We start from the raw sequence: 21,227 nt of genomic DNA, 5'->3' as shown, positions 1-21,227 counted from the left end.
TCGGATTCGACAGCAGAGGGCCTGACAGTTCCTTGCCGGGGAGATCAGTTGTTGAACAAACGACGGTATCAGTTTGCGCTCAGTGGCCACGGCAAATGCTACTCTCTCGCCGCTCTCAGGCCCTGCTGCGGCTATTTGTCGCGCAAAAGGGCCGTTCGCCAATAAAAACGACCAGTTGCCAGAGGGCCAAGGTCGAGGGCGGTGAGCGCTTCATACCTACGAGGGGAACACAACAATGAGCAGCAGCATCACGGCCGGCGCCATAGCGAGCGCGCCCGGTTTCCTGTCCAAGGAGCGGATCATCGCCCGTCCGGGCTTCAACCGGTGGCTGGTGCCGCCAGCGGCCCTGGCCATTCACCTGTGCATCGGCATGGCCTACGGTTTTTCGGTGTTCTGGTTGCCGCTGTCGCAGGCCATCGGTATCAGTGCGCCGGTTGTCTGCTCGGAAGAAACCAACTTCCTGATGCGCATGTTTACCACCGGGTGTGACTGGCCGATCTCGATGCTCAGCTGGATCTACACGTTGTTCTTCGTCTTCCTCGGCTGTTCGGCGGCCATCTGGGGCGGCTGGCTGGAACACGCCGGGCCGCGCAAGGCCGGGGTGGTATCGACCCTGTGCTGGTGCGGCGGCCTGTTGATTTCCGCTCTCGGCGTCTATACCCACCAGCTGTGGCTGATGTGGCTGGGCTCCGGGGTGATTGGCGGTATCGGCCTGGGGCTTGGTTACATTTCGCCGGTCTCGACCCTGATCAAGTGGTTCCCGGACAAACGCGGCATGGCCACCGGCATGGCGATCATGGGCTTTGGCGGCGGCGCCATGGTCGGTGCGCCGCTGGCGGCAGCCTTGATGAACCACTTTGCCACTCCCGGCGACGTCGGCGTCTGGCAGAGCTTCGTGGTGATGGCGCTGATCTACTTCGTGTTCATGCTCGGCGGCGCCCTGGCCTATCGCGTGCCGCCCACCGGCTGGAAACCTGGAGGCTGGTCCGCACCGCTGAAAAAAGCCAACAACGCGATGATCACTCATCGTCATGTGCACGTCAGTGTGGCATGGAAAACTCCGCAGTTTGTGCTGATCTGGCTGGTTTTGTGCCTGAACGTGTCGGCGGGTATCGGCATTCTCGGCATGGCCTCGCCGCTGTTGCAGGAAGTCTTTGCCGGCAAGTTGCTGGGCAATGACCTGGGCTTCAGTCAGCTCAACACTGCGCAACTGGGCCAGATCGCGGCGATTGCAGCAGGTTTTACCGGCTTGCTCAGCCTGTTCAACATTGGCGGGCGCTTCTTCTGGGCGTCGTTCTCCGACTATATCGGGCGCAAGAACACCTATTTCGCCTTCTTCGCCCTGGGCGTGGCCCTGTATGCGCTGGTGCCGAACATGGGCCATCTGGGCAACATCGCCCTGTTCGTGGCGGCGTTCTGCATCATCCTGTCGATGTATGGCGGTGGCTTTGCGACGGTGCCGGCGTACCTGGCCGACCTGTTCGGCACGCAGATGGTCGGCGCCATTCACGGTCGCCTGCTGACCGCCTGGGCCGCAGCCGGGGTGCTGGGGCCGGTGCTGATCACCTACCTGCGCGAGTACCAGCTGGAACTGGGCGTGCCGCGGGCGGCGGCCTATGACATCACCCTGTACATCCTCGCCGGGTTGCTGGTGCTGGGCTTTGTCTGCAATGCGCTGGTACGGCCGGTGGCCGACAAGTACTTCATGACCGATGCCGAGCTTGCTGCCGAGCGGGCCCTGAGCCATGACCAGGGCAGCGCCAGCGAGCGCGCGCTGGAGTGGCAGGCTGATCCGGCCAGCAGGCCGCTGGTGCTGGCGGCCTGGCTGGTGGTTGTGGTGCCGCTGGCCTGGGGGATCTGGGTGACGCTGCAGAAGACGGCGGTGTTGTTCAATTAGGCCTGCTGCGCAGGCCATCGCCGGCAAGGCCGGCTCCCACAAGATCTTCATGCACTGACCCTTGTGGGAGCTGGCTTTGCCAGCGATGGGCCGTACAGCGGCCCGACTAAATTCCCTGCCACGCGTCATCTGCGTTTCAAGCCGGGCGCTTCTGGGCCTATAATGATCACCTTTTTCGCCCAATGATTTTGCGGAGCTGGTGATGGTCGAACGTAAGGCTTCCGTCGAGCGCAATACTCTGGAGACCCAGATCAAGGCCTCGATCAACCTGGATGGCAGCGGCAAGGCCCGATTCGATATCGGTGTGCCTTTCCTTGAACATATGCTCGACCAGATCGCCCGACATGGGCTGATCGACCTCGATATCGAGTGCAAGGGCGACCTGCATATCGACGATCACCATACCGTCGAAGACGTCGGTATCACCCTGGGCCAGGCCTTCAACCAGGCCATCGGCGACAAGAAGGGCATCCGCCGCTACGGCCATGCCTACGTGCCGCTGGACGAAGCGCTGTCGCGGGTGGTCATCGACTTCTCCGGCCGCCCGGGCCTGCAGATGCACGTACCGTATACCCGCGCGTCGGTCGGTGGCTTCGATGTCGACCTGTTCCAGGAGTTCTTCCAGGGCTTCGTCAACCACGCCAACGTCACCCTGCACATCGACAACCTGCGTGGGCACAACACCCACCACCAGATCGAGACCGTGTTCAAGGCCTTCGGCCGCGCGCTGCGCATGGCCATCGAGCTGGATGAGCGCATGGCCGGGCAGATGCCATCGACCAAGGGTTGCCTGTAATGCAGACGGTTGCCGTTATCGACTATGGCATGGGTAACCTGCACTCGGTGGCCAAGGCCCTCGAGCACGTAGGCGCCGGCAAGGTCCTGATCACCAGCGACGCCGACGTGATTCGCGAAGCGGATCGCGTGGTGTTCCCGGGCGTCGGCGCGATCCGCGATTGCATGGCTGAAATCCGCCGCCTGGGCTTCGACAGCCTGGTGCGTGAAGTCAGCCAGGACCGTCCGTTCCTTGGCATCTGCGTTGGCATGCAAGCCTTGCTCGATCACAGCGAAGAGAACGACGGCGTCGATTGCATCGGCCTGTTCCCGGGCAATGTGCGCTTCTTCGGCAAAGACCTGCACGAAGACGGCGAGCACCTGAAGGTGCCGCACATGGGCTGGAACGAAGTCGTCCAGAGCATCGACCACCCGCTGTGGCACAACATCCCCGAGCGTGCGCGCTTCTACTTCGTGCACAGCTACTACATCACCGCCGGCAAGCCGGGCCAGGTGGTGGGTAGCGGTCACTACGGCGTCGACTTTGCCGCAGCGCTGGCCGAAGGCTCGCGCTTTGCCGTGCAGTTCCACCCGGAGAAGAGCCATACCCATGGCCTGCAGCTGCTGCAGAACTTCGCCGCCTGGGACGGGCGCTGGTAATGGGCAAGTCCAGGGCCAAGCCACCGATCCTCACACTGGCGCCGGAACAGGAACGCGAAGCGCTCGATACCCTCAAGCGCTTTCTCGAAGACCGTTTCGAGCTGCAGCTGGGGTCGTTCGAGGTGGCCGAGGTCCTGGAGCTGTTCACCAAAGAGATTGCCCCGCACTACTACAACAGGGCGATTTTCGATGTGCAGAACCACCTCAAGGAACGGTTCGAAAGCATTGAAAGCGACCTGTGGGCGCTCGAGAAGAACTGACTTTTCGAGCATCACTGTTTACCGAATAGACAGGTTTTGCAGATGCTGATTATCCCCGCTATCGATCTCAAGGACGGTGCTTGCGTACGCCTGCGCCAGGGCCGCATGGAAGACTCCACGGTATTCTCGGACGACCCGGTGAGCATGGCCGCCAAATGGGTTGAAGGGGGCTGCCGCCGGCTGCATCTGGTTGACCTCAACGGCGCCTTCGAAGGCCAGCCGGTCAACGGTGAAGTGGTCACCGCGATTGCCAAGCGCTACCCGACCCTGCCGATCCAGATCGGTGGCGGCATCCGTTCGCTGGAAACCATCGAGCACTACGTCAAGGCCGGCGTCAGCTACGTGATCATCGGTACCAAGGCGGTCAAGGAGCCAGAGTTCGTTGCCGAAGCCTGCCGCGCCTTCCCGGGCAAAGTGATCGTGGGCCTGGATGCCAAAGACGGCTTCGTCGCCACCGACGGCTGGGCTGAAGTCAGCTCGGTGCAGGTCATCGACCTGGCCAAGCGTTTCGAAGCCGACGGCGTCTCGGCCATCGTCTACACCGACATCGCCAAAGACGGCATGATGCAGGGCTGCAACGTGCCGTTCACCGTAGCTCTGGCCGCTGCCACCAAGATCCCGGTAATCGCCTCCGGCGGTATCCACAACCTCGGTGATATCAAGGCCCTGCTCGACGCCAAGGCGCCGGGCATTATCGGTGCGATCACCGGCCGCGCCATCTACGAAGGCACCCTGGATGTCGCCGAGGCGCAAGCCTTCTGCGACAGCTACAAAGGCTGAGGATTCCCACATGGCACTGGCCAAGCGCATCATCCCTTGCCTGGACGTCGACAACGGCCGGGTGGTCAAGGGCGTCAAGTTCGAGAACATCCGCGATGCCGGCGACCCGGTGGAAATCGCCCGGCGCTACGATGAACAGGGTGCTGACGAGATTACTTTCCTCGACATCACCGCCAGCGTCGATGGCCGTGACACCACCCTGCATACCGTCGAGCGCATGGCCAGCCAGGTGTTTATCCCGCTGACCGTAGGCGGCGGCGTGCGTAGCGTGCAGGACATCCGCAACCTGCTCAATGCCGGTGCCGACAAGGTCTCGATCAACACCGCCGCGGTGTTCAACCCGGAGTTCGTTGGCGAAGCTGCCGCGCACTTCGGTTCGCAGTGCATCGTGGTAGCCATTGATGCCAAGAAGGTCTCAGGCCCGGGTGAAACCCCGCGCTGGGAGATCTTCACCCACGGCGGACGCAAGCCTACCGGCCTGGACGCAGTGGAGTGGGCGAAGAAGATGGAAGGCCTGGGGGCCGGCGAGATCCTGCTGACCAGCATGGACCAGGACGGCATGAAGAATGGCTTTGACCTGGGTGTAACCCGGGCCATCAGCGATGCCTTGGGTATTCCGGTGATTGCTTCCGGAGGTGTGGGCAACCTGCAGCACCTGGCCGACGGAATTATCGAAGGTCATGCCAGCGCAGTGCTGGCGGCGAGTATCTTCCACTTCGGTGAGTACACGGTGCCTGAGGCCAAGGCGTTCATGGCCAGGCAGGGTATCGTCGTTCGCTGAGGCTTTGTGGGAGCCGGCGTTGCCGGCTCCCACAAGTGCCCCGCGATAGCGTTCAACCCAGGTTCTTGCCCAGCAGCGCGTGGTACAGCTCGCTGTCACCGAGAATCCCCACCACGGTATTGCCTTCCTGAAGCACCAGCTTGTTGCCGGTCTGGTAACGGATCTGCAGGGCTTCGCGCATGCCGATTTTGGCATCGACCAGGGTCGGTTTGCGGCCCAGGCCTTCCACGGCTTGACCCGGTGCCCAGTTCTGCAGGTCCATGCCGTTGGCACCCTGGCGCGCACCCTTGATGGTGTTGCCTTCGGCCAGGTCGAGCCAGGAATCACCGCCCGGGTCCAGGCATACCGAGCCATTGATGCGCTTGCACTTGTCCAGGGTTCGCATCAGGCTGCGGCCACAGAGCACGTTGAGCGGGTTAGTGTGGGCGACGAAGGTGCGCACGTAATCGTCGGCCGGGTTGAGGACGATCTCTTCCGGCTTGCTGTACTGGATGATCTTGCCGTCTTTCATGATCGCAATGCGGCTGCCGAGCTTCAGTGCCTCGTCCAGGTCGTGGCTGACGAAGACGATGGTCTTGTTCAGCTTGCGTTGCAGTTCCAGCAGCTCGTCCTGCAGGCCTTGCCGGATCAGCGGGTCGAGGGCCGAGAAGGGTTCGTCCATCAGCAGGATGTCGGCATCCATGGCCAGCGCCCGGGCCAGGCCGACCCGCTGCTGCATGCCGCCTGATAACTCGTCAGGCTTCTTGTTGCGCCACTGGGTCAGGCCCACCAGCTCGAGTTTCTCGTCGACCAGCTTGCGCCGTTCCTTCTCTGGGCGGCCCTGCATTTCCAGGCCGAAGCTGATGTTCTCGCGCACCGTCAACCAGGGCATCAGGGCGAACTTCTGGAACACCATGGCGATGCGCTTGGTGCGCATCATCTTCAGTTCCACCGGGGTGCAGTGGGCGATGTCGATATGCGAGCCTTCATGCTCGACGAACAGCTTGCCGCGGCTGACGGTGTTGAGGCCGTTGATGCAACGCAGCAGGCTGGATTTGCCTGAACCGGACAGGCCCATCAATACGCAGATCTCGCCCTTGTTGATGTCCAGGTTGGCTTTTTCGACCCCGACCACCAGGCCGGTCTGCTTCAGGATCTGTTCGCGTGAAAGGCCCTGATCGAGCAGGCTCAGGGCCTCGCGCGGTCGGCTGGAGAAGATAACGTCTACGTCTTCGAAGCGAATAATGCTCATGCTTCACTCCTTACCGGCGCGTCGGGTTGTTTGCAGATACGGTCGAGCATGATCGCCAGCAACACGATCGCCAGACCCGCTTCGAAGCCCAGAGCGATATCGGCAGTGTTCAATGCGTTGACCACGGGTTTGCCCAGGCCATCGGCACCCACCAGCGCGGCAATCACCACCATCGACAGCGACAGCATGATGCATTGGGTGACGCCGGCGGCGATGCTCGGCATGGCGTGGGGCAGTTCGATGCGCGACAGCAGCTGGCGGCGTGAGCAACCGAAGGCCTTGCCGGCGTCGAGCAGTTCCTGGGGTACATCACAGATACCCAGGTAGGTCAGGCGGATTGGCGCAGCGATGGCGAACACCACCGTCGAGATCAGTCCGGGGACCACCCCCAGACCGAACAGGGTCAGGGTCGGGATCAGGTAAACGAAGGTAGGTACCGTCTGCATCAGGTCGAGGACCGGGCGCATGGCGGTGTAGAACATCGGTTTGTGTGCGGCGAGGATGCCCAGCGGCACGCCGATGGCCACGCAGACCAGGGTGGCAAACAGCACCTGGGCCAGGGTCTCCATGGTCTCCTGCCAGTAGCCGAGGTTGAGGATCAGCAGGAATGACAGTACGCAGAATGCGGTCAGCGCCCATTTGCGCTGGATCAGGTGCGCGATCACTGCAACCAGGCCGATCAGGACGAAGGGATTGAACCAGGTCAGTGCCCCGGTCACGCCATGAATCATATATTCCAGTGCTGCCGCGAAGGCATCGAAGTAGTTGGCGCCGTGTTGCGTCAACCATTCAACGAAGCCTGCGATGTACTGGCCCAGAGGGAGTTTTTCATCGATCAGCATGATAGCGAGCGTCCACCTGCAAAAGTTTGAAGACAGCCTGCGGCGGGGCCAGCCCGCCGCAGGCAGTGCTTACTGCGTGAGTTTGGCTTTGGCTGCCTCCAGGCCAGGCTTGCCGTCAACGGTGGTAACCCCGGCCAGCCAGGTGTCGAGCACCTGCGGGTTCTTCTTCAGCCAGGCCTTGGCTGCAGCGTCGGGTTTCATCTTGTCGTCCAGGACGTTGCCCATCAGGGTGCTTTCCATGTCGAGGGTAAAGGACAGGTTCTTCAGCAACTGGCCGACGTTGCTGCATTCCTGCACATAGCCCTTGCGGGTGTTGGTGAGGACGGTGGCCTTGCCATATTCGGGGCCGAAGAAGTCATCGCCGCCGTCCAGGTACTTCATCTTGAAGCGGGTGTTCATCGGGTGCGGTTCCCAGCCCAGGAATACCACGGCGGTGTCGCGGCGCTGGGCGCGCTCCACTTGCGAGAGCATGCCGGCCTCGCTGGATTCGACCACCTTGAAGCCGGCGTCCTTGAGGCCGAAGGCGTTCTTGTCGATCATGCTCTGGATGGTGCGGTTGCCGTCGTTACCCGGCTCGATGCCGTAGATCTTGCCGTCCAGTTCCTTCTTGAACTTGGCAATGTCGGCGAAGTTCTTCAGGCCCTTGTCATACAGCGCCTGGGGCACGGCCAGGGTGTACTTGGCGTTCTCCAGGTTGGCCCGTACGGTTTCCACGGTGCCGGCATCACGGTACTGCTTGATGTCGTTTTCCATGGTCGGCATCCAGTTGCCGAGGAACACGTCCATGTTCTTGCCATCGGCCAGCGACTTGTAGGTCACCGGTACCGAAATCATCGTGGTCTTGGTCTTGTAGCCCAGCGACTGGAGCACGACGCTGGTGACCGCGGTGGTCACGGTGATGTCGGTCCAGCCGACATCGGAGAAGTTGACGGTCTGGCACTGCTCGGGCTCGGCGGCCTGGGCCAGCACCGGCAGACTCAGCACTGCGGCCAGCAATAGCGAGGGTGAACCTTTCATTCGATGGACTCCTGGGTTTTTTTCTCGGATGTCCCACGGGACCGCCGTGCTTTATGGTTTGCATTCGGTCGGGCCTGACTATCGGGCGATAGCGGGACGGCTGCCGTGCAATCGAGTCGATACCGATCATCTAACAGCGAAAATCAAACGCCTACAGGGTGCGTCGTATCCAGTACAGACAGGGTCGCATCCAGTGTCGATGAGGTCGTTTACAGCTTTATCCCACCCTGTAAACGCAGTTTCGGCACCTCTGCACCGCAAAAAAACGGCGCACAAGCGCGGCTGACAGCTGGCGGCGTTGCTGGGCAAGAACGCGTCGGTTGCAGACGTCAGAGGTCCTGGCAAAAGCCTGATGATGCGCGGAATCGGCGGATTGCCGCCTAATCAGCGTAGCAGTTGCGGCGCCCTTGGCTTGGGCTGCGGGGCTGCACATTCAGGCTGTACATTCAGGAGGTAGGTGGCATGGCCATCAGTGTGTTCGACCTGTTCAAGATCGGCGTTGGCCCATCCAGTTCCCATACCGTCGGGCCCATGCGCGCCGCAGCACTGTTCGTCCAGGGCCTGCGCGAGCGCGGCGAGCTTGCGCAGGTGCGGCGCATCGAAGTACGCCTGTACGGCTCGCTGTCGGCCACCGGTATTGGCCATGGCAGCGACAACGCGGTGATCATGGGCCTGATGGGTGAATGGCCGGACGCCATCGACCCCTCGCAGATTGGCCCACGCATCAACGCCCTGCGCGAAACAGACACCTTGCTGCTCGACGGCCGGTTCGAGGTCGGCTTCGTCTGGGCCCGCGACATGCTGCTGCTCGACGAGAACCTGCCGTATCACCCCAACGCCATGACCCTGACCGCCGAAGGCGCCGCTGGCGAGCTGCACCGCGATACCTATTACTCGGTGGGCGGCGGCTTTGTCGTCGATGCAGCCCAGGCTGCCAGCGGCGTGCTGGACGCCGACAACACCGTGTTGCCCTACGATTTCAACAGTGCCGTGGAACTGCTTGAGTTGTGCAAGCAAAACGACCTGCGGGTGTCGCAATTGATGCTGGAAAACGAGAAGGTCTGGCGCAGCGAGGCAGAGATTCGCGCCGGGCTTTTGAAGCTGTGGCATGCCATGCAGGCCTGTGTCGAAAACGGCCTCAAGTACGAAGGCGTCCTGCCTGGCGGGCTCAATGTGAAACGCCGCGCGGCCAAGTTGCACCGCAGCCTGCAGGAGCTGAACAAGCCCAACGTGATCGGCTCGACCCTGAGCGCCATGGAGTGGGTCAACCTCTATGCCCTGGCGGTCAACGAAGAGAACGCCGCCGGCGGGCGCATGGTCACCGCGCCGACCAATGGCGCGGCGGGGATCATTCCGGCAGTGCTGCACTATTACATGCGTTTTAGCGACGAAGTCAGCGAGGCCAATGTCGTCGACTTCTTCCTCGGTGCTGCAGCAGTGGGCATCCTGTGCAAGAAGAACGCTTCGATCTCCGGTGCCGAAGTCGGTTGCCAGGGTGAAGTCGGTTCGGCCTGTGCCATGGCTGCGGCCGGTCTTGCCGAAGTGCTCGGGGCCACCCCTGGGCAACTGGAAAACGCCGCCGAGATTGGTCTTGAGCACAACCTCGGGCTGACCTGCGACCCGGTCGGCGGGCTGGTGCAGGTGCCGTGCATCGAGCGCAATGCGATTGCCGCGGTCAAGGCGATCAATGCGGCGCAGATGGCCCTGCGCGGTGATGGCGAGCATTTCATCTCCCTCGACCGGGTGATCCGCACCATGCGCGATACCGGCGCCGACATGCACGACAAGTACAAGGAAACTTCGCGCGGTGGCCTGGCGGTCAGCGCCATTGAATGTTGAAACGTTGAGGTGGCCTGCGCCGTTTTCGTTCACCCTTGGCCTGCGCGCTGCCTTTTGGCGCGCTGGCCCATCTCACCTCAAGTAACCCGCTGTTACCCCGGCGCCTGACGCCTTGGGTGACAGTTGCCCATGTCGTTTCTGGGCATCCTTCACACAAGTGCTACCGAATTGCTCACGCGTCCTACAGACCGGCACTAGGTCGGTCGTTTGCGTTTATAAGCGTGCCTGGGAACAAGGGCTGTATAGACGCTGCGCGACGTCGTTTTTGGGTTTTATTGAATGGCCATTCAATTTCAGGCATGGCAATTGCGTTGTGATTGGCAAAGCCCCTGCATCCGAATCGGGGCCGTGACAAAAAAGCCCGTGCCTGCCTGAGGCACAACCTGCATTGTGTGAGGAGATACCGCGATGACGTCGTACAACTCCGGGACCCCAACCCAGAACCGCACGCCCCAATCCATCGGCTTTCTGCTGCTGGACAATTTCACGCTGATTTCCCTGGCTTCCGCTGTTGAGCCGCTGCGCATGGCCAACCAGCTGTCCGGCCGCGAGCTGTACCGCTGGAGCACCTTGAGCGTGGACGGCGGCCAGGTGTGGGCCAGCGACGGCTTGCAGATCACCCCCGATGCAGCAATGCACAAGGCACCGGCCATGGACACCGTGATTGTCTGCGGCGGCATTGGCATCCAGCGCACCGTGACCCGCGAGCACGTCACCTGGCTGCAAAGCCAGGCGCGTCAGTCCCGTCGCCTGGGTGCGGTGTGCACCGGCAGCTGGGCCCTGGCCTGTGCCGGTCTGCTCGATGGCTTCGATTGCAGCGTGCACTGGGAATGCCTGGCGGCGATGCAGGAAGCCTTCCCGCGGGTGAGCATGAGTACCCGTTTGTTCACCCTCGACCGTAACCGCTTCACCAGCTCTGGCGGTACTGCGCCGCTGGACATGATGCTGCACCTGATCAGCCGTGATCATGGCCGCGAGCTGTCGGCGGCGATCTCCGAGATGTTCGTCTACGAGCGCATCCGCAACGAACAGGATCACCAGCGCGTGCCGCTCAAGCACATGCTTGGCACCAACCAGCCGAAGCTGCAGGAAATCGTCGCGCTGATGGAGGCCAACCTGGAAGAGCCGATCGATCTGGACGAACTCGCGGTTTATGTGGCGGTGTCGCGGCGCCAGCTCGAGCGCCTGTTCCAGAAGTACCTGCACTGCTCGCCATCGCGCTACTACCTGAAGCTGCGCCTGATTCGCGCCCGGCAATTGCTCAAGCAGACGCCGATGTCGATCATCGAAGTGGCTTCGGTGTGCGGCTTTGTCTCTACGCCGCATTTCTCCAAGTGCTACCGCGAGTACTTCGGTATTCCGCCGCGTGACGAGCGTGTGGGCTCCAACACTGCGCAGCAGGTGGCGATGATGCCGATCCCGCAGGCGCTGGTGCTGTCGCCGCTGGCCGGGCCGATGTCGGCATTGAGCCAGGCGCGTAACGAGTCGACGTTTGCCAGTGTGAGGCTCTGATTCCGAGCTGAATCAATCGCTGGCAAGCCAGCTCCCACAGGTCCGGTGCATGCCGATCCTGTGGGAGCTGGCTTGCCAGCGATGGGGTCAGCCGCGATTGCTGTTGAACTGCGCCAACGCCGGCAACAGCTGCTTTTCGATGGCCTGGCGCACGGCGGGCAGAATGGTCGCATTGCCTCTGTACATCTGCTCGACCATGCCCTTTAACGCTTTGGCCCGGGGCTCATTCAAACCGCGCACTGCACAGTCGCAGGCCTGCTCGGCACTGGCATCTGTCGGCATCTCGAAACCCAGCGCGCGCAACTGGCCCAGCAGGTCGTCCTGATCAATCAAATCCGCATGCATCATGGCTGTTGTCCTTGTTTGCAGGTGTGATCGTCTTCGATTCTGTGGGCGCCGAGGCACTGCGGCAAGGGCAGATTGTCGCAATGGCCGCTTTACCTAAGCACAGGTCGTTTTCGGGCAAATCGACGGGAAGGGGAGGCTGCACACTGGGGCCATGCACAGAAAAGGAAGGTTTGGTCACCCTCCGCTTGAAGCATGTTCATGCTCGCTCTTGGCCCCGGTTGCTTCACGGCTTGCCGGGGTTATTTTTTGCCTTTGGATCGGTGCTGGATTCATCGCTGGCAAGCCAGCTCCCACAGGGATCACCGCCGCTTCTGTGGGAGCTGGCTTGCCAGCGATAGGGCGATTACGTTGGCAACCCGATCACCCGGCCAACAAACTCGGCCGCCGGCAGATCAACCTGCTCATCCACGATCCCCTGCAACCGCTCCATCACCCCGGGCGCAAACGGCGCCGACCTTGGTCCCGCCAGGTCCACATGCAACAGCATCTGCTCACTGGCCGCCAACGCCTCGTCAAAGCCTTCGCGATGCAGGCTGTGATACAGGTGCAGGCGCTTGCGGTCGAAGCCGATGATCTGGGTCTGCACCCACACCTGGGTACCGAGCTTCACTTCGTGCAGGTAGTTGAGGTGGCACTCCAGGGTGAACAGCGAGTTGCCGCTGGCGCTGCGGTTGTCGCTGTCCAGGCCGATGCGATCCATGAAGGCGTCGGTGGCGTAGCTGAAGATCAGCAGGTAGAAGGCATCGCGCAGATGCCCGTTGTAGTCGACCCAGTCCGCCTGGACCGGGGTCTGGTAGGTGATCAATGCGGGCATCGCTGCACTCCGGTCAGTCGCTGAAGGCCATGCCGTGCTTGGCCTTGGTGGTTTTTAACGCATCCAGCACGGCCAACAGGCAATCATCGCGATAGCGCTCCAGCGAGCTGATGCTGCGTTCGCCCAGTTGTTCGCTGGTGCCCTCGACCACGGCGTCGATCAGCCCGTCGGTCAGCTGCGGCGCTGGCAGGTAAGTCCAGGGCAGTTGCAGCGCCGGGCCGAACTGGGCCATGAAGTGGCGCATGCCGGCATCGCCACCGGCCAGGGTATAGGTAAGGAAGGTGCCCATGAACGACCAGCGCAAACCCGCACCGAAACGAATGGCGTCGTCGATTTCACCGGTGGTTGCCACGCCGTCGTTGACCAGGTGCAGAGCCTCGCGCCAGAGCGCTTCGAGCAGGCGGTCGGCGATAAAGCCGGGCACTTCCTTGCGCACGTGCAAGGGGCGCATGCCGAGGCTGGTGTAGACGGTTTTTTGCCGCTTCGATTGCCTCGGGCGTGGTCTTGTTGCTGCCGACGATTTCCACCAGCGGCAGCAGGTACACCGGGTTGAACGGGTGGCCGACCACGCAGCGCTCGGGATGGGTCGAGGACTCGTAGAATTCGCTGGGCAACAGCCCCGAAGTGCTGGAACCGATCAGCGCGTTGGGCTTGGCCGCAGCGCTGATCTTGCTGTGCAGGTCAAGCTTGAGGTCCAGGCGCTCGGGTGCGCTCTCCTGGATGAAATCGGCATCGCGCACGCATTCCTCGATAGTTGCCACAAAGCGCAGGCGCTCCTGTGATGCGCCGGGCGCCAGGCCCTGTTTCTCCAGGGCTGGCCAGGCGTTGGCGATACGCTTGCGCAAGGCCGCTTCGGCGCCGGGAGCCGGGTCCCAGGCTACCACGTCCAGGCCATGGGCCAGGGCGCGGGCCACCCAGCCGCTGCCGATTACGCCGCTGCCCAGGGCTGCAAAGGTCTTGATCTCGGTGATAAAGCTCATCGGTTTCTCCAGCAATCAGCGACGGGTCAGGTTCATTTTGGCGCGGCCTTCGGCAGGGGTGAGTACCCGTGCGCCGAGGCGGCTTAGAATCTCGCTGGCGCGCTCGACCAACTGGCCATTGCTGGCCAGCACGCCCTTGTCCAGGTACAGGTTGTCTTCCAGGCCGACCCGCACGTTGCCGCCCAGCAGCACCGCTTGTGCGGCCATCGGCATCTGCATGCGGCCGATGCCGAAGCCGGCCCAGGTCACGCCCGCTGGCAGGTTGTCGACCATGGCTTTCATGGTGGTGGTATCGGCCGGGGCGCCCCAGGGAATGCCCAGGCACAGCTGGAACAATGGGTCGTCGAGCAGGCCTTCCTTGATCATCTGTTTGGCAAACCACAGGTGACCGGTGTCGAAGATTTCCAGCTCGGCTTTGACCCCGAGTTCAGTGATGCGCTTGGCGCCAGCGCGTAGTTGCGCCGGGGTCGAGACGTAGATGCTGTTGCCGTCACCGAAGTTGAGGGTGCCGCAGTCCAGGGTGCAGATTTCCGGCAGTAGCGCCTCGACGTGGGCCAGGCGCTCCAGCGGGCCGATCAGGTCGGTGCCGGTACCAAATTCCAGTGGGGTCTCGCCCGGGCCGATCTCCAGGTCGCCGCCCATGCCGGCGGTGAGGTTGACGATGATGTCGACGTCCGCTTCGCGGATGCGCTCCATCACTTCCCGGTACAAGGCGACGTCGCGGCTGAAGCGGCCGGTTTGTGGATCACGGACGTGACAGTGGACGACTGTTGCGCCGGCTTTGGCGGCCTCTACCGCGGCTTCGGCGATCTGTTTTGGGGTCACCGGGACCAGGTGGCTCTTGCTGGCGGTGTCGCCGGCGCCGGTCAGGGCGCAGGTGATGATGACGTCGTGGTTCATGTGCGGTTTCCTTCGGGCGAGTTGGGGCCGTCGCGGGGTAAGCCCGCTCCCACAGATGACCATTTCCTCTGTGGGAGCGGGCATGCCCCGCGATGGGGGTTGTCAGTTAGCGGTCAGTTGCAGGTTTTCGGCGGCCGGCCTGCCGTCAAACGTGGTCACCCCTTCAAGCCAGCGTTTCTGGTCTTGTGGATGATCCTTGAGCCACTGGCGGGCGGACTCCAGCGCGTCCTTGTGGTCAAGCAGCGGTTGCATCATGCGGCTCTCGTCTTCGGCGCTGAAGGTCAGGTTGCTCAGCAGCTGGTTGACGTTCGGGCAGCGCTCGGCGTAATCCGGGGCGGTAACGGTCCACACCGAGGCGCGGCCTTCGTCCGGGCCCAGGGCGCCCTCGCTGCCGCCGAGGTAGGCCATGTCGATGTTGACGTTCATCGGGTGCGGCGCCCAACCGAAGAACACCACCGCCTCCTTGCGCCGCACAGCGCGGTCGACGGCAGCGAGCATGCCGGCCTCGCTGGATTCGACCAACTGGAACTTGCCCAGGCCGAACTGGTTCTTGCTGATCATCGCCTTGATCTGGGTGTTGGCGCCGGAGCCTGGCTCGATGCCGTAGATCTTGCCGCCAAGCTCCTTCTCGAACTTGGCGATGTCAGCAAAGGTTTTCAGGCCCTTGTCGGCCAGGTACTTGGGCACGGCGAGGGTCGCGCGGGCGTCGTCGAGGCTCGGCTGGTCGAGGACCTTGACCTGTTTGGCGTCGATGAACGGGGTGATGGTCTGGGTCATGATCGGGTTCCAGTAGCCGAGGAACATGTCCAGGCGCTGGTCGCGGATACCGGCGAAAATGATCTGTTGCGAGGCACTGGTCTGCTTGGTCTTGTAGCCCAGGCCATCGAGCAGGACCTGGGTCATGGCGCTGGTGGCCATCACATCGGTCCAGTTCACCACGCCAAGGCGCACGTTCTTGCAGGCCGCCGGTTCTGCGGCGATTACGTTGGTGCTGAGGATTGCGGTACCGACGAGCATCAGCAGGCTACGGCTGATCATTCTGTTCATGGTGGCTCCTCCAACGGCAGTTCTAATTGTTATAGGGGGCGGCCTCTGCGTGCCGTGTGATCAAACTACGCGGGTACCCTGGGCAAAAATCGCACTGTGGCGACCGGCACTTGCACAGTGGCGACCAGCGCGCTATTAACCCTGCATCCGTGGCCGTCGAGTTGTCGCTATGCCCCAGGATTTCTATTTCTTGCTGTTGCCCGGTTTCTCCGCCATTGGCTTCATTTCCGCGGTAGAGCCGTTGCGGGTGGCCAACCGCTTTCGCGGCGAGTTGTACCGCTGGCAGGTGCTGAGTATGGATGGCGGTGCGGTGCCGGCCAGCAACGGCATGTCGGTGAATGCCGACGCCGCGCTGCAGCCGCTGGGCAAAGGCGCGACCCTGCTGGTGGTGGCCGGTTTCGAGCCACTGCGCAGCTTCGGCCCGGTCCTGCAGCACTGGTTGCGCAAGCTCGATCACGAGGGCGTGGTGTTGGGTGGCATCGACACCGGCACCGTGGTGCTGGCCGAGGCTGGGCTGCTCGACGGCCACCGGGTGACCCTGCACTGGGAAGCGCTGGAAGCCTTCAAGGAAAGTTACCCGCAGTTGCAGGCAACCCAGGAGCTGTTCGAAGTAGATCGCCGACGTATCACTTCGGCGGGTGGTACTGCGTCGATCGACCTGATGCTCGACCTGATCGCCCAGGCCCACGGCCCGGAGCTGGCGATCCAGGTGTCGGAGCAGTTCGTGCTCGGCCGTATCCGCCCGCGCCAGGATCACCAGCGCATGCAGATCGCCTCACGCTATGGGATCAGTAACAAGAAACTGGTGCAGGTGATCGGCGAGATGGAGCGCAACACCGAGCAACCGCTCAATACCCTGGTGCTGGCCGAGTCGGTGCAGATCACCCGGCGCCAACTGGAGCGGTTGTTTCGCCTGTACCTGCACGACACCCCCAGTGGTTTCTACCTGCGCCTGCGCCTGGACAAGGCCCGGCAACTGCTGCGCCAGACCGACCTCAGCGTACTGGAGGTAAGCATCGCCTGCGGGTTCGAGTCATCGTCCTACTTCACCCGCTGCTACCGCGCGCGCTTTAACAGCTGCCCGCGCGATGATCGCGTCCAGGTTACCGCCAAACCCGCACTCAGCGTGCCGTGAGCAGCACCGCGCAGGCGCACTTGTAGGCTTCGTGCTGGTACTTGTTGAGCCCGGCGGGCAGCTCGATGGCGTGCTTCTTGGCCTGGGCGCTGACGGTTTGCGGCGACAGCAGCTGTACTTCGCAGCCGTCGAGCAACTGCAGGATGCCTTCGATCTTGAAGGTGGTCGGGCCGCCGGCGAATTCGCCTTTCTTGCTGCGCTTCTTGATCGCCAGGTGGGTAATGGCGTTGTCACTGAAGAATTGCCGCGCCTGGCGGGCGAAGGCCTTGACGTTGTCCGCCAGGTCATCGTCTTCCAGGGCGATCTTCTTGGTACCCAGGGCCAGGTGCGCCGGGGCGCCAGCTTCGAGGGTGGCGACCGCGAGCAGGGCTTCGCTGCCCTTGATTTCGATTCCGCAGACTTTCATTCATACCTCAGGACAGGGGTTATTGCAGGCCGAGCGATTGCAGGTACTCCGAGCGATCGTCGCTGCGCTGGGCCAGGCAGGTGTTCTGCGCGGTTTCGAAGGCTTTGCTGCCGGGCTTGACGTCAAAGGTCTCGACCTTGCAATCGGCATCGCGCAGTTGCTTCCAGATGGCTTCGGCGTCACGCAGGCGCTTGCTCAGGTCGGCGACCTTGGCGTCCTGGCCTTCGTACTGCTCGCCGATGCGTTGCAGCAGGTCATCGAAAGCGGCATTGAGTTCGCGTTCAGCGGTGGTGCGGCTGTATTGAGCGCATTCATAGCTTTGCTGGTCGGTTTCGACGTTGTCGCACGGGGTGCTTTCGTCGTCCTCGGCATAGGCGCCGAATGCCAGCAATACCAGGGCCAGCCCTACCATCGTTCTCATCTGCGACATCCTCCGGAAGCTTCGCGAACATGGGCGCCGATTCTCGCTCAGCGCCGCAGCAAAGAACAGGGTAGCCGTTGCACCTGTGAAAAAGCGTGCAGGCTGAGTGAACACTTATTCACAGACGTTTCATAAAGGCGCACATAAACTCGGCGTTTTGTCATTTATCCAGACTACCCTGTGGAAACGCCATGGAAAGCCCCGGACTGATCAAGGTACTGCTGGTCGAGGATGACCTGAAACTGGCTGGCCTGGTTGCGCACTTTCTGGCCGAACACGGCTTCGAGGTGCACTGCGTGCATCGTGGAGACCAGGCACTGGAGGCCTTTGTGCATTTCAAGCCCGCACTGGTGGTGCTCGACCTGATGCTTCCGGGCCTGAGCGGCCTGCAGGTGTGCCGGGCGATTCGCAGCCAGGCGGCCACCCCGATCGTGATCCTGACTGCCCGCGAGGACGACCTGGACCATATCCTTGGCCTTGAGTCCGGTGCCGATGACTATGTGATCAAGCCTATCAAGCCACCGGTGCTACTGGCGCGCCTGCGCGCCCTGCAGCGCCGCCAGGGCAGCGAGCCGCTTGGGCGCGACAGCTTGCGCTTCGGGAACTTGAGCATCGACCGGGCCAGTCGCGAAGCGCATCTGGGTGACGAACCGATCGAGTTGAGCACCATGGAGTTCGAACTGCTCTGGCTGCTGGCAAGTGCCGCCGGGCAGACCCTGTCGCGCGATGACATCCTCAATCGCCTGCGCGGCATTGCCTTTGACGGCTTCAACCGTAGCGTCGATGTCTATGTCAGCAAGCTGCGCGGCAAATTGCGCGACAACCCCCGCGAGCCGGTGTGCATCAAGACGGTGTGGGGCAAGGGTTACCTGTTCAATCCTTTTGCCTGGGAGCTGTAGATGCTGCGGTTGTTTCTCGGCTTGTTCATCACCCTGGTCATAGCCTTCGCCCTGGCAGTGCCGTCGATCAACACGTTTTTCGACTGGTACCTGAAAACCAGCGACGATGTTTACTATCGCGAGTCGATGCGCGGGCCGGCCTACAGCCTGGTGGAGCAACTGCGGCCATTGCCTGCTGCACAACGTCCGCAGCGCCTGAATGAGCTGCAGCCTCACTACGGGATGACTCTCAAGTTGGTCGAGGCCAGCCAGTTGCAACTGGGCCGGCAAGATCAGGCGTTACTGGCCGACGGGCAGATGCTGATTTCCGATGATGTCAGCCGCTTCATCATTCCCATCGATGATGGCAGCCAGTTGTTGAGCGTCAGTTTGCCGCCCGATTTACGCATGACCACAGCCTTTACCGTCAGTGCCTACGCCATGTTCGCCAGCTTGCTCGGCATTGCCGTGTTCTGCTGGGTCTGGCCGCACTGGCGCGACCTTGAGCGCTTGCGCCTGGCGGCCCAGCGTTTTGGTGACAATGACTTGCGTTCGCGCATCCATTTGTCGCGGCGCTCGAACATTCGTGAGCTGGCCGAGCATTTCAACCAGATGGCCGGGCGTATCGAAGGCCTGATCGCCAACCAGCGCGAGCTGACCAATGCCGTTTCCCATGAGCTGCGTACGCCGATTGCGCGGCTGACCTTCGAACTGGAACAGTTGCGCCGCCTGGCCGACCAGAGCGCCTGTGGCCCGCTGATCGACGATATGCATGCCGACCTGGGCGACCTGGAGGAGATGGTCTCCGAGCTGTTGACCTACGCCAGCCTTGAGCATGGTGCGGCGCAGATCAAACGCGAAACCATCCAGGCCGCCGACTGGATCGACAGCGTGCTTGGCAGCGTCGCCCTGGAAGCGGAAGCCGCTGGTGTAGCGCTGACGCTGAGTGTCTGTACGGTTGAAAACATTCGCATCGAGCCGCGGTTCATGGCACGGGCGGTGATCAACCTGCTGCGTAATGCCATCCGCTACGCCGAGCGTGAAGTGCGGGTGAGCCTGGTACGCGAAGGCGACCTGTATCAGGTGTTTGTCGAAGACGACGGCCCGGGCGTGCCCTTGGTCGCCCGGGAGAAGATCTTCGAGCCGTTTACCCGCCTGGACACCAGCCGCGATCGCCGCACCGGTGGCTACGGTCTTGGCCTGGCGCTGGTCCGGCGAGTGTCGCAGTGGCACGAGGGCCACGCTCAAGTACGTGACTGCGCCGGTGGCGGCGCCCTGTTCGTGTTGAGCTGGCCGCACAACGAAGCCTGAGGTTCAGAGCCGCAGCGGCGGCAAGCTCGGCTGACAGTCGCGCGGGCAAGCCAGCTGGCTACCGTGGGCCTGCAGCATCAGGCGCAGGGCCTGGGTGGCCAGGTCGCTGACCAGCGCTTCGGCGGTATCGGCATTGGCCATCACCACCACTGCCAGTTTCGGCTCGGGCAGCACGCTCAGTTGCGCAGCAAAATCTCCGGTCGAACCGCTGTGTTGCCATTGCTGCAGTTGCGGCCCTATGCGTGGATCACCGCAAGGGCCCAGGTACCAGGCCAGGCCAATCGGGCAATCGACGTCCGGCCCATTAGCGCGATTGTGCTGGCGGAACATCTGTTCGATCGACTGGCGATTGAGCACTTGCCGACCGTCGAAGCGCCCCTGGGCGAACAGCATTTGCACGAACTGGCCGACATCCCGAGGCGTGGTCCACAAGCCGCTAGCCGGCAGGTCGCGAATTTCCGGGTCCTTACTGCGCTGGCCCTGCAGGTAGCCGCGGGCGCGGTAGGGCTGCAGGCTGCTGGTGCCGATAAAACTTGAGTGCGCCATGCCCAGGGGTTTCAACAAGTGCTGCTGCAGGCGGGTTTCGAAGGGTTGCCCGCTGCTGCGCTCGATGGCGGCGCCGAGCAGGGTGAAGCCCAGGTTGGAATAGGCCATCTGCATGCCGGGGGGATGGTTAAGCCACAGCTCGCCGGCTTTTTGCGGCAGGTGCGTCAATGGATCAGCGCTGTGCAGGTTCGGCAAAAATTCGCTGGGTAGCCCAGCCTGGTGGCTGAGCAAACGGCGCAGGGTGATAGCCCGGTCAGCACCGCGGGCATCGGCATGAAAGCGCGAACGCACGCGAAACTCCGGCAGGGTCTGCGACAGCGGGGCATCCAGGTTCAGGCGCTGTTGTTCGACCAGTTGCAAAGTGGCGCTGGCGGTGAACAGCGTAGACAGCGAGCCGGCGCGGAACGCCGTGGCGGGGGTCACGGGTATTTGCAGCGCCTCGTCAGCCAGGCCGAAACCTTCGGCCCAGACCAGCGTCTGGCCGTCGATCAGCGCCAGGGACAGGCCCGGCACATGGTTCTTGCGCATCTGCTCGGGGATGCTCTGGCGCAACTGTTCGATCACCGCTTGATAGTCACCCTGGCGGATCGGCGGCAGGCTTGCGGGTGCCCGCTCGCTGCAGCCGGAGTTGACGAGCAGCAGGCTGAACAGAAAGGCAAGGCGAAGCATGGGGCACCTGGGCGCAATGGGGGGCAGTTCATGCTAGGGCAGAGGCGGTCGGCAATCTTTGAGCGGATTGTCGGAAAACTGTTAAAGACTGTGGCGCAGGCGGTCAAAGCAGCCCTTTGTCGCTCTTTGACGCTTTCGGCAATTCCCCTGTCGTTTTTGCATCTGGGCGACATTGCCCC

General features: G+C 62.5%; 21 protein-coding genes and 1 pseudogene. 11 read left to right on the top strand and 11 right to left on the bottom strand.

All coding sequences use genetic code 11. The features are described from left to right. Window positions 1-235 precede the first annotated feature (235 nt). From LOY45_RS24940 to hisF, 6 genes are all read left to right on the top strand, one after another. Entirely contained in the window at window positions 236-1,897 is a 1,662-nt protein-coding gene (locus tag LOY45_RS24940) for an OFA family MFS transporter (RefSeq protein ID WP_115084911.1), read from the top strand. A 202-nt stretch (window positions 1,898-2,099) separates the two neighbouring features. Continuing rightward, the gene (gene hisB, locus LOY45_RS24935) at window positions 2,100-2,693 is read left to right on the top strand and encodes an imidazoleglycerol-phosphate dehydratase HisB (protein WP_028942262.1); all 594 of its coding nucleotides are present in this window, start codon (window positions 2,100-2,102) and stop codon (window positions 2,691-2,693) included. Next, window positions 2,693-3,331, top strand: coding sequence for an imidazole glycerol phosphate synthase subunit HisH (gene hisH, locus LOY45_RS24930; RefSeq protein WP_115084912.1), 639 nt, complete (start codon window positions 2,693-2,695; stop codon window positions 3,329-3,331). Before hisB ends, hisH begins: the two co-directional genes overlap by 1 nt. Then, window positions 3,331-3,591: a DUF2164 domain-containing protein gene (locus LOY45_RS24925; protein WP_010221322.1), complete on the top strand. Its 261-nt coding sequence runs from the start codon at window positions 3,331-3,333 to the stop codon at window positions 3,589-3,591. Before hisH ends, LOY45_RS24925 begins: the two co-directional genes overlap by 1 nt. Before the next feature lie 42 nt (window positions 3,592-3,633). Further along, window positions 3,634-4,371 carry a 1-(5-phosphoribosyl)-5-[(5-phosphoribosylamino)methylideneamino]imidazole-4-carboxamide isomerase gene (gene hisA, locus LOY45_RS24920; RefSeq protein ID WP_258578510.1) on the top strand — a complete coding sequence of 246 codons (738 nt, stop codon included), beginning with the start codon at window positions 3,634-3,636 and terminating at the stop codon, window positions 4,369-4,371. A 10-nt stretch (window positions 4,372-4,381) separates the two neighbouring features. Next, the gene (gene hisF, locus LOY45_RS24915) at window positions 4,382-5,152 is read left to right on the top strand and encodes an imidazole glycerol phosphate synthase subunit HisF (protein ID WP_115084914.1); all 771 of its coding nucleotides are present in this window, start codon (window positions 4,382-4,384) and stop codon (window positions 5,150-5,152) included. Between the two features lie 52 nt (window positions 5,153-5,204). Here hisF and choV read toward each other — a convergent pair whose 3' ends face one another. The 3 genes from choV to LOY45_RS24900 form a co-directional block, all read right to left on the bottom strand. Further along, window positions 5,205-6,383: a choline ABC transporter ATP-binding protein gene (choV, locus tag LOY45_RS24910; protein ID WP_115084915.1), complete on the bottom strand. Its 1,179-nt coding sequence runs from the start codon at window positions 6,381-6,383 to the stop codon at window positions 5,205-5,207. Further along, window positions 6,380-7,228, bottom strand: coding sequence for a choline ABC transporter permease subunit (gene choW, locus LOY45_RS24905; protein WP_177414816.1), 849 nt, complete (start codon window positions 7,226-7,228; stop codon window positions 6,380-6,382). Before choW ends, choV begins: the two co-directional genes overlap by 4 nt. 66 nt (window positions 7,229-7,294) lie before the next feature. Next, window positions 7,295-8,242 carry a choline ABC transporter substrate-binding protein gene (locus LOY45_RS24900; RefSeq protein ID WP_115084917.1) on the bottom strand — a complete coding sequence of 316 codons (948 nt, stop codon included), beginning with the start codon at window positions 8,240-8,242 and terminating at the stop codon, window positions 7,295-7,297. Window positions 8,243-8,704: 462 nt separating this feature from the next. Here LOY45_RS24900 and LOY45_RS24895 point away from each other — a divergent pair, with 462 nt between their 5' ends. Continuing rightward, the gene (locus LOY45_RS24895) at window positions 8,705-10,081 is read left to right on the top strand and encodes an L-serine ammonia-lyase (protein ID WP_134061227.1); all 1,377 of its coding nucleotides are present in this window, start codon (window positions 8,705-8,707) and stop codon (window positions 10,079-10,081) included. 408 nt (window positions 10,082-10,489) lie between these two features. Continuing rightward, a complete protein-coding gene (gbdR, locus tag LOY45_RS24890; protein ID WP_028942254.1) occupies window positions 10,490-11,593 on the top strand; it encodes a choline metabolism transcriptional regulator GbdR in 1,104 nt (367 codons plus the stop codon). 87 nt (window positions 11,594-11,680) lie between these two features. On the opposite strand, the gene LOY45_RS24885 is transcribed toward gbdR, so the two are convergent. From LOY45_RS24885 to choX, 5 genes and pseudogenes are all read right to left on the bottom strand, one after another. Beyond that, window positions 11,681-11,941, bottom strand: a complete 261-nt coding sequence (locus LOY45_RS24885) for a hypothetical protein (RefSeq protein WP_115084919.1) — start codon at window positions 11,939-11,941, stop codon at window positions 11,681-11,683. 343 nt (window positions 11,942-12,284) lie between these two features. After that, window positions 12,285-12,755 (bottom strand): thioesterase family protein, encoded by a 471-nt coding sequence (locus LOY45_RS24880; RefSeq protein ID WP_115084920.1) that lies wholly within the window; start codon window positions 12,753-12,755, stop codon window positions 12,285-12,287. A gap of 13 nt (window positions 12,756-12,768) precedes the next feature. Next, window positions 12,769-13,735 (bottom strand): annotated as a pseudogene (locus tag LOY45_RS24875) (L-carnitine dehydrogenase). Window positions 13,736-13,750: 15 nt separating this feature from the next. Continuing rightward, window positions 13,751-14,635: a 3-dehydrocarnitine:acetyl-CoA trimethylamine transferase CdhC gene (gene cdhC, locus LOY45_RS24870; RefSeq protein ID WP_115084922.1), complete on the bottom strand. Its 885-nt coding sequence runs from the start codon at window positions 14,633-14,635 to the stop codon at window positions 13,751-13,753. A gap of 102 nt (window positions 14,636-14,737) precedes the next feature. Then, window positions 14,738-15,682: a choline ABC transporter substrate-binding protein gene (gene choX / locus LOY45_RS24865; RefSeq protein ID WP_115084923.1), complete on the bottom strand. Its 945-nt coding sequence runs from the start codon at window positions 15,680-15,682 to the stop codon at window positions 14,738-14,740. Window positions 15,683-15,851: 169 nt separating this feature from the next. Here choX and LOY45_RS24860 point away from each other — a divergent pair, with 169 nt between their 5' ends. Next, on the top strand, window positions 15,852-16,817 hold the full coding sequence (locus tag LOY45_RS24860) for a GlxA family transcriptional regulator (RefSeq protein WP_115084924.1): 966 nt from the start codon (window positions 15,852-15,854) through the stop codon (window positions 16,815-16,817). On the opposite strand, the gene LOY45_RS24855 is transcribed toward LOY45_RS24860, so the two are convergent. Next, complete coding sequence (locus LOY45_RS24855) at window positions 16,804-17,223, bottom strand: DUF3010 family protein (RefSeq protein WP_258578509.1); 420 nt, start codon at window positions 17,221-17,223, stop codon at window positions 16,804-16,806. The genes LOY45_RS24860 and LOY45_RS24855 overlap by 14 nt on opposite strands. Window positions 17,224-17,242: 19 nt before the next feature. Continuing rightward, the gene (locus tag LOY45_RS24850; RefSeq protein ID WP_115084926.1) at window positions 17,243-17,644 is read right to left on the bottom strand and encodes a lysozyme inhibitor LprI family protein; all 402 of its coding nucleotides are present in this window, start codon (window positions 17,642-17,644) and stop codon (window positions 17,243-17,245) included. A 191-nt stretch (window positions 17,645-17,835) separates the two neighbouring features. On the opposite strand from LOY45_RS24850, the gene LOY45_RS24845 reads away from it, so the two are divergent. Both LOY45_RS24845 and LOY45_RS24840 read left to right on the top strand, forming a co-directional pair. Continuing rightward, the gene (locus LOY45_RS24845) at window positions 17,836-18,543 is read left to right on the top strand and encodes a winged helix-turn-helix domain-containing protein (protein WP_115084927.1); all 708 of its coding nucleotides are present in this window, start codon (window positions 17,836-17,838) and stop codon (window positions 18,541-18,543) included. After that, window positions 18,544-19,833, top strand: a complete 1,290-nt coding sequence (locus tag LOY45_RS24840; RefSeq protein WP_115084928.1) for an ATP-binding protein — start codon at window positions 18,544-18,546, stop codon at window positions 19,831-19,833. A 3-nt stretch (window positions 19,834-19,836) separates the two neighbouring features. Here the strand turns inward: LOY45_RS24840 and LOY45_RS24835 are convergent, their stop codons facing one another. Beyond that, a complete protein-coding gene (locus LOY45_RS24835) occupies window positions 19,837-21,048 on the bottom strand; it encodes a serine hydrolase domain-containing protein (protein ID WP_258578508.1) in 1,212 nt (403 codons plus the stop codon). Between the last annotated feature and the right edge of the window lie 179 nt (window positions 21,049-21,227).

This window comes from Pseudomonas wadenswilerensis, from assembly GCF_024749185.1.
GTDB lineage: Bacteria > Pseudomonadota > Gammaproteobacteria > Pseudomonadales > Pseudomonadaceae > Aquipseudomonas > Aquipseudomonas wadenswilerensis.
This window is presented reverse-complemented; position numbering and strand designations above follow the sequence as displayed.

Bases quoted from the DNA above. Each gene is read 5' to 3' on its own strand.
- LOY45_RS24940 (WP_115084911.1), top strand. From the start codon at position 236: ATGAGCAGCAGCATCACGGCCGGCGCCATAGCGAGCGCGCCCGGTTTC.
- hisB (WP_028942262.1), top strand. From the start codon at position 2,100: ATGGTCGAACGTAAGGCTTCCGTCGAGCGCAATACTCTGGAGACCCAG.
- hisH (WP_115084912.1), top strand. From the start codon at position 2,693: ATGCAGACGGTTGCCGTTATCGACTATGGCATGGGTAACCTGCACTCG.
- LOY45_RS24925 (WP_010221322.1), top strand. From the start codon at position 3,331: ATGGGCAAGTCCAGGGCCAAGCCACCGATCCTCACACTGGCGCCGGAA.
- hisA (WP_258578510.1), top strand. From the start codon at position 3,634: ATGCTGATTATCCCCGCTATCGATCTCAAGGACGGTGCTTGCGTACGC.
- hisF (WP_115084914.1), top strand. From the start codon at position 4,382: ATGGCACTGGCCAAGCGCATCATCCCTTGCCTGGACGTCGACAACGGC.
- choV (WP_115084915.1), bottom strand. From the start codon at position 6,383: ATGAGCATTATTCGCTTCGAAGACGTAGACGTTATCTTCTCCAGCCGA.
- LOY45_RS24900 (WP_115084917.1), bottom strand. From the start codon at position 8,242: ATGAAAGGTTCACCCTCGCTATTGCTGGCCGCAGTGCTGAGTCTGCCG.
- LOY45_RS24895 (WP_134061227.1), top strand. From the start codon at position 8,705: ATGGCCATCAGTGTGTTCGACCTGTTCAAGATCGGCGTTGGCCCATCC.
- gbdR (WP_028942254.1), top strand. From the start codon at position 10,490: ATGACGTCGTACAACTCCGGGACCCCAACCCAGAACCGCACGCCCCAA.
- LOY45_RS24885 (WP_115084919.1), bottom strand. From the start codon at position 11,941: ATGATGCATGCGGATTTGATTGATCAGGACGACCTGCTGGGCCAGTTG.
- LOY45_RS24880 (WP_115084920.1), bottom strand. From the start codon at position 12,755: ATGCCCGCATTGATCACCTACCAGACCCCGGTCCAGGCGGACTGGGTC.
- cdhC (WP_115084922.1), bottom strand. From the start codon at position 14,635: ATGAACCACGACGTCATCATCACCTGCGCCCTGACCGGCGCCGGCGAC.
- choX (WP_115084923.1), bottom strand. From the start codon at position 15,682: ATGAACAGAATGATCAGCCGTAGCCTGCTGATGCTCGTCGGTACCGCA.
- LOY45_RS24860 (WP_115084924.1), top strand. From the start codon at position 15,852: ATGCCCCAGGATTTCTATTTCTTGCTGTTGCCCGGTTTCTCCGCCATT.
- LOY45_RS24855 (WP_258578509.1), bottom strand. From the start codon at position 17,223: ATGAAAGTCTGCGGAATCGAAATCAAGGGCAGCGAAGCCCTGCTCGCG.
- LOY45_RS24850 (WP_115084926.1), bottom strand. From the start codon at position 17,644: ATGAGAACGATGGTAGGGCTGGCCCTGGTATTGCTGGCATTCGGCGCC.
- LOY45_RS24845 (WP_115084927.1), top strand. From the start codon at position 17,836: ATGGAAAGCCCCGGACTGATCAAGGTACTGCTGGTCGAGGATGACCTG.
- LOY45_RS24840 (WP_115084928.1), top strand. From the start codon at position 18,544: ATGCTGCGGTTGTTTCTCGGCTTGTTCATCACCCTGGTCATAGCCTTC.
- LOY45_RS24835 (WP_258578508.1), bottom strand. From the start codon at position 21,048: ATGCTTCGCCTTGCCTTTCTGTTCAGCCTGCTGCTCGTCAACTCCGGC.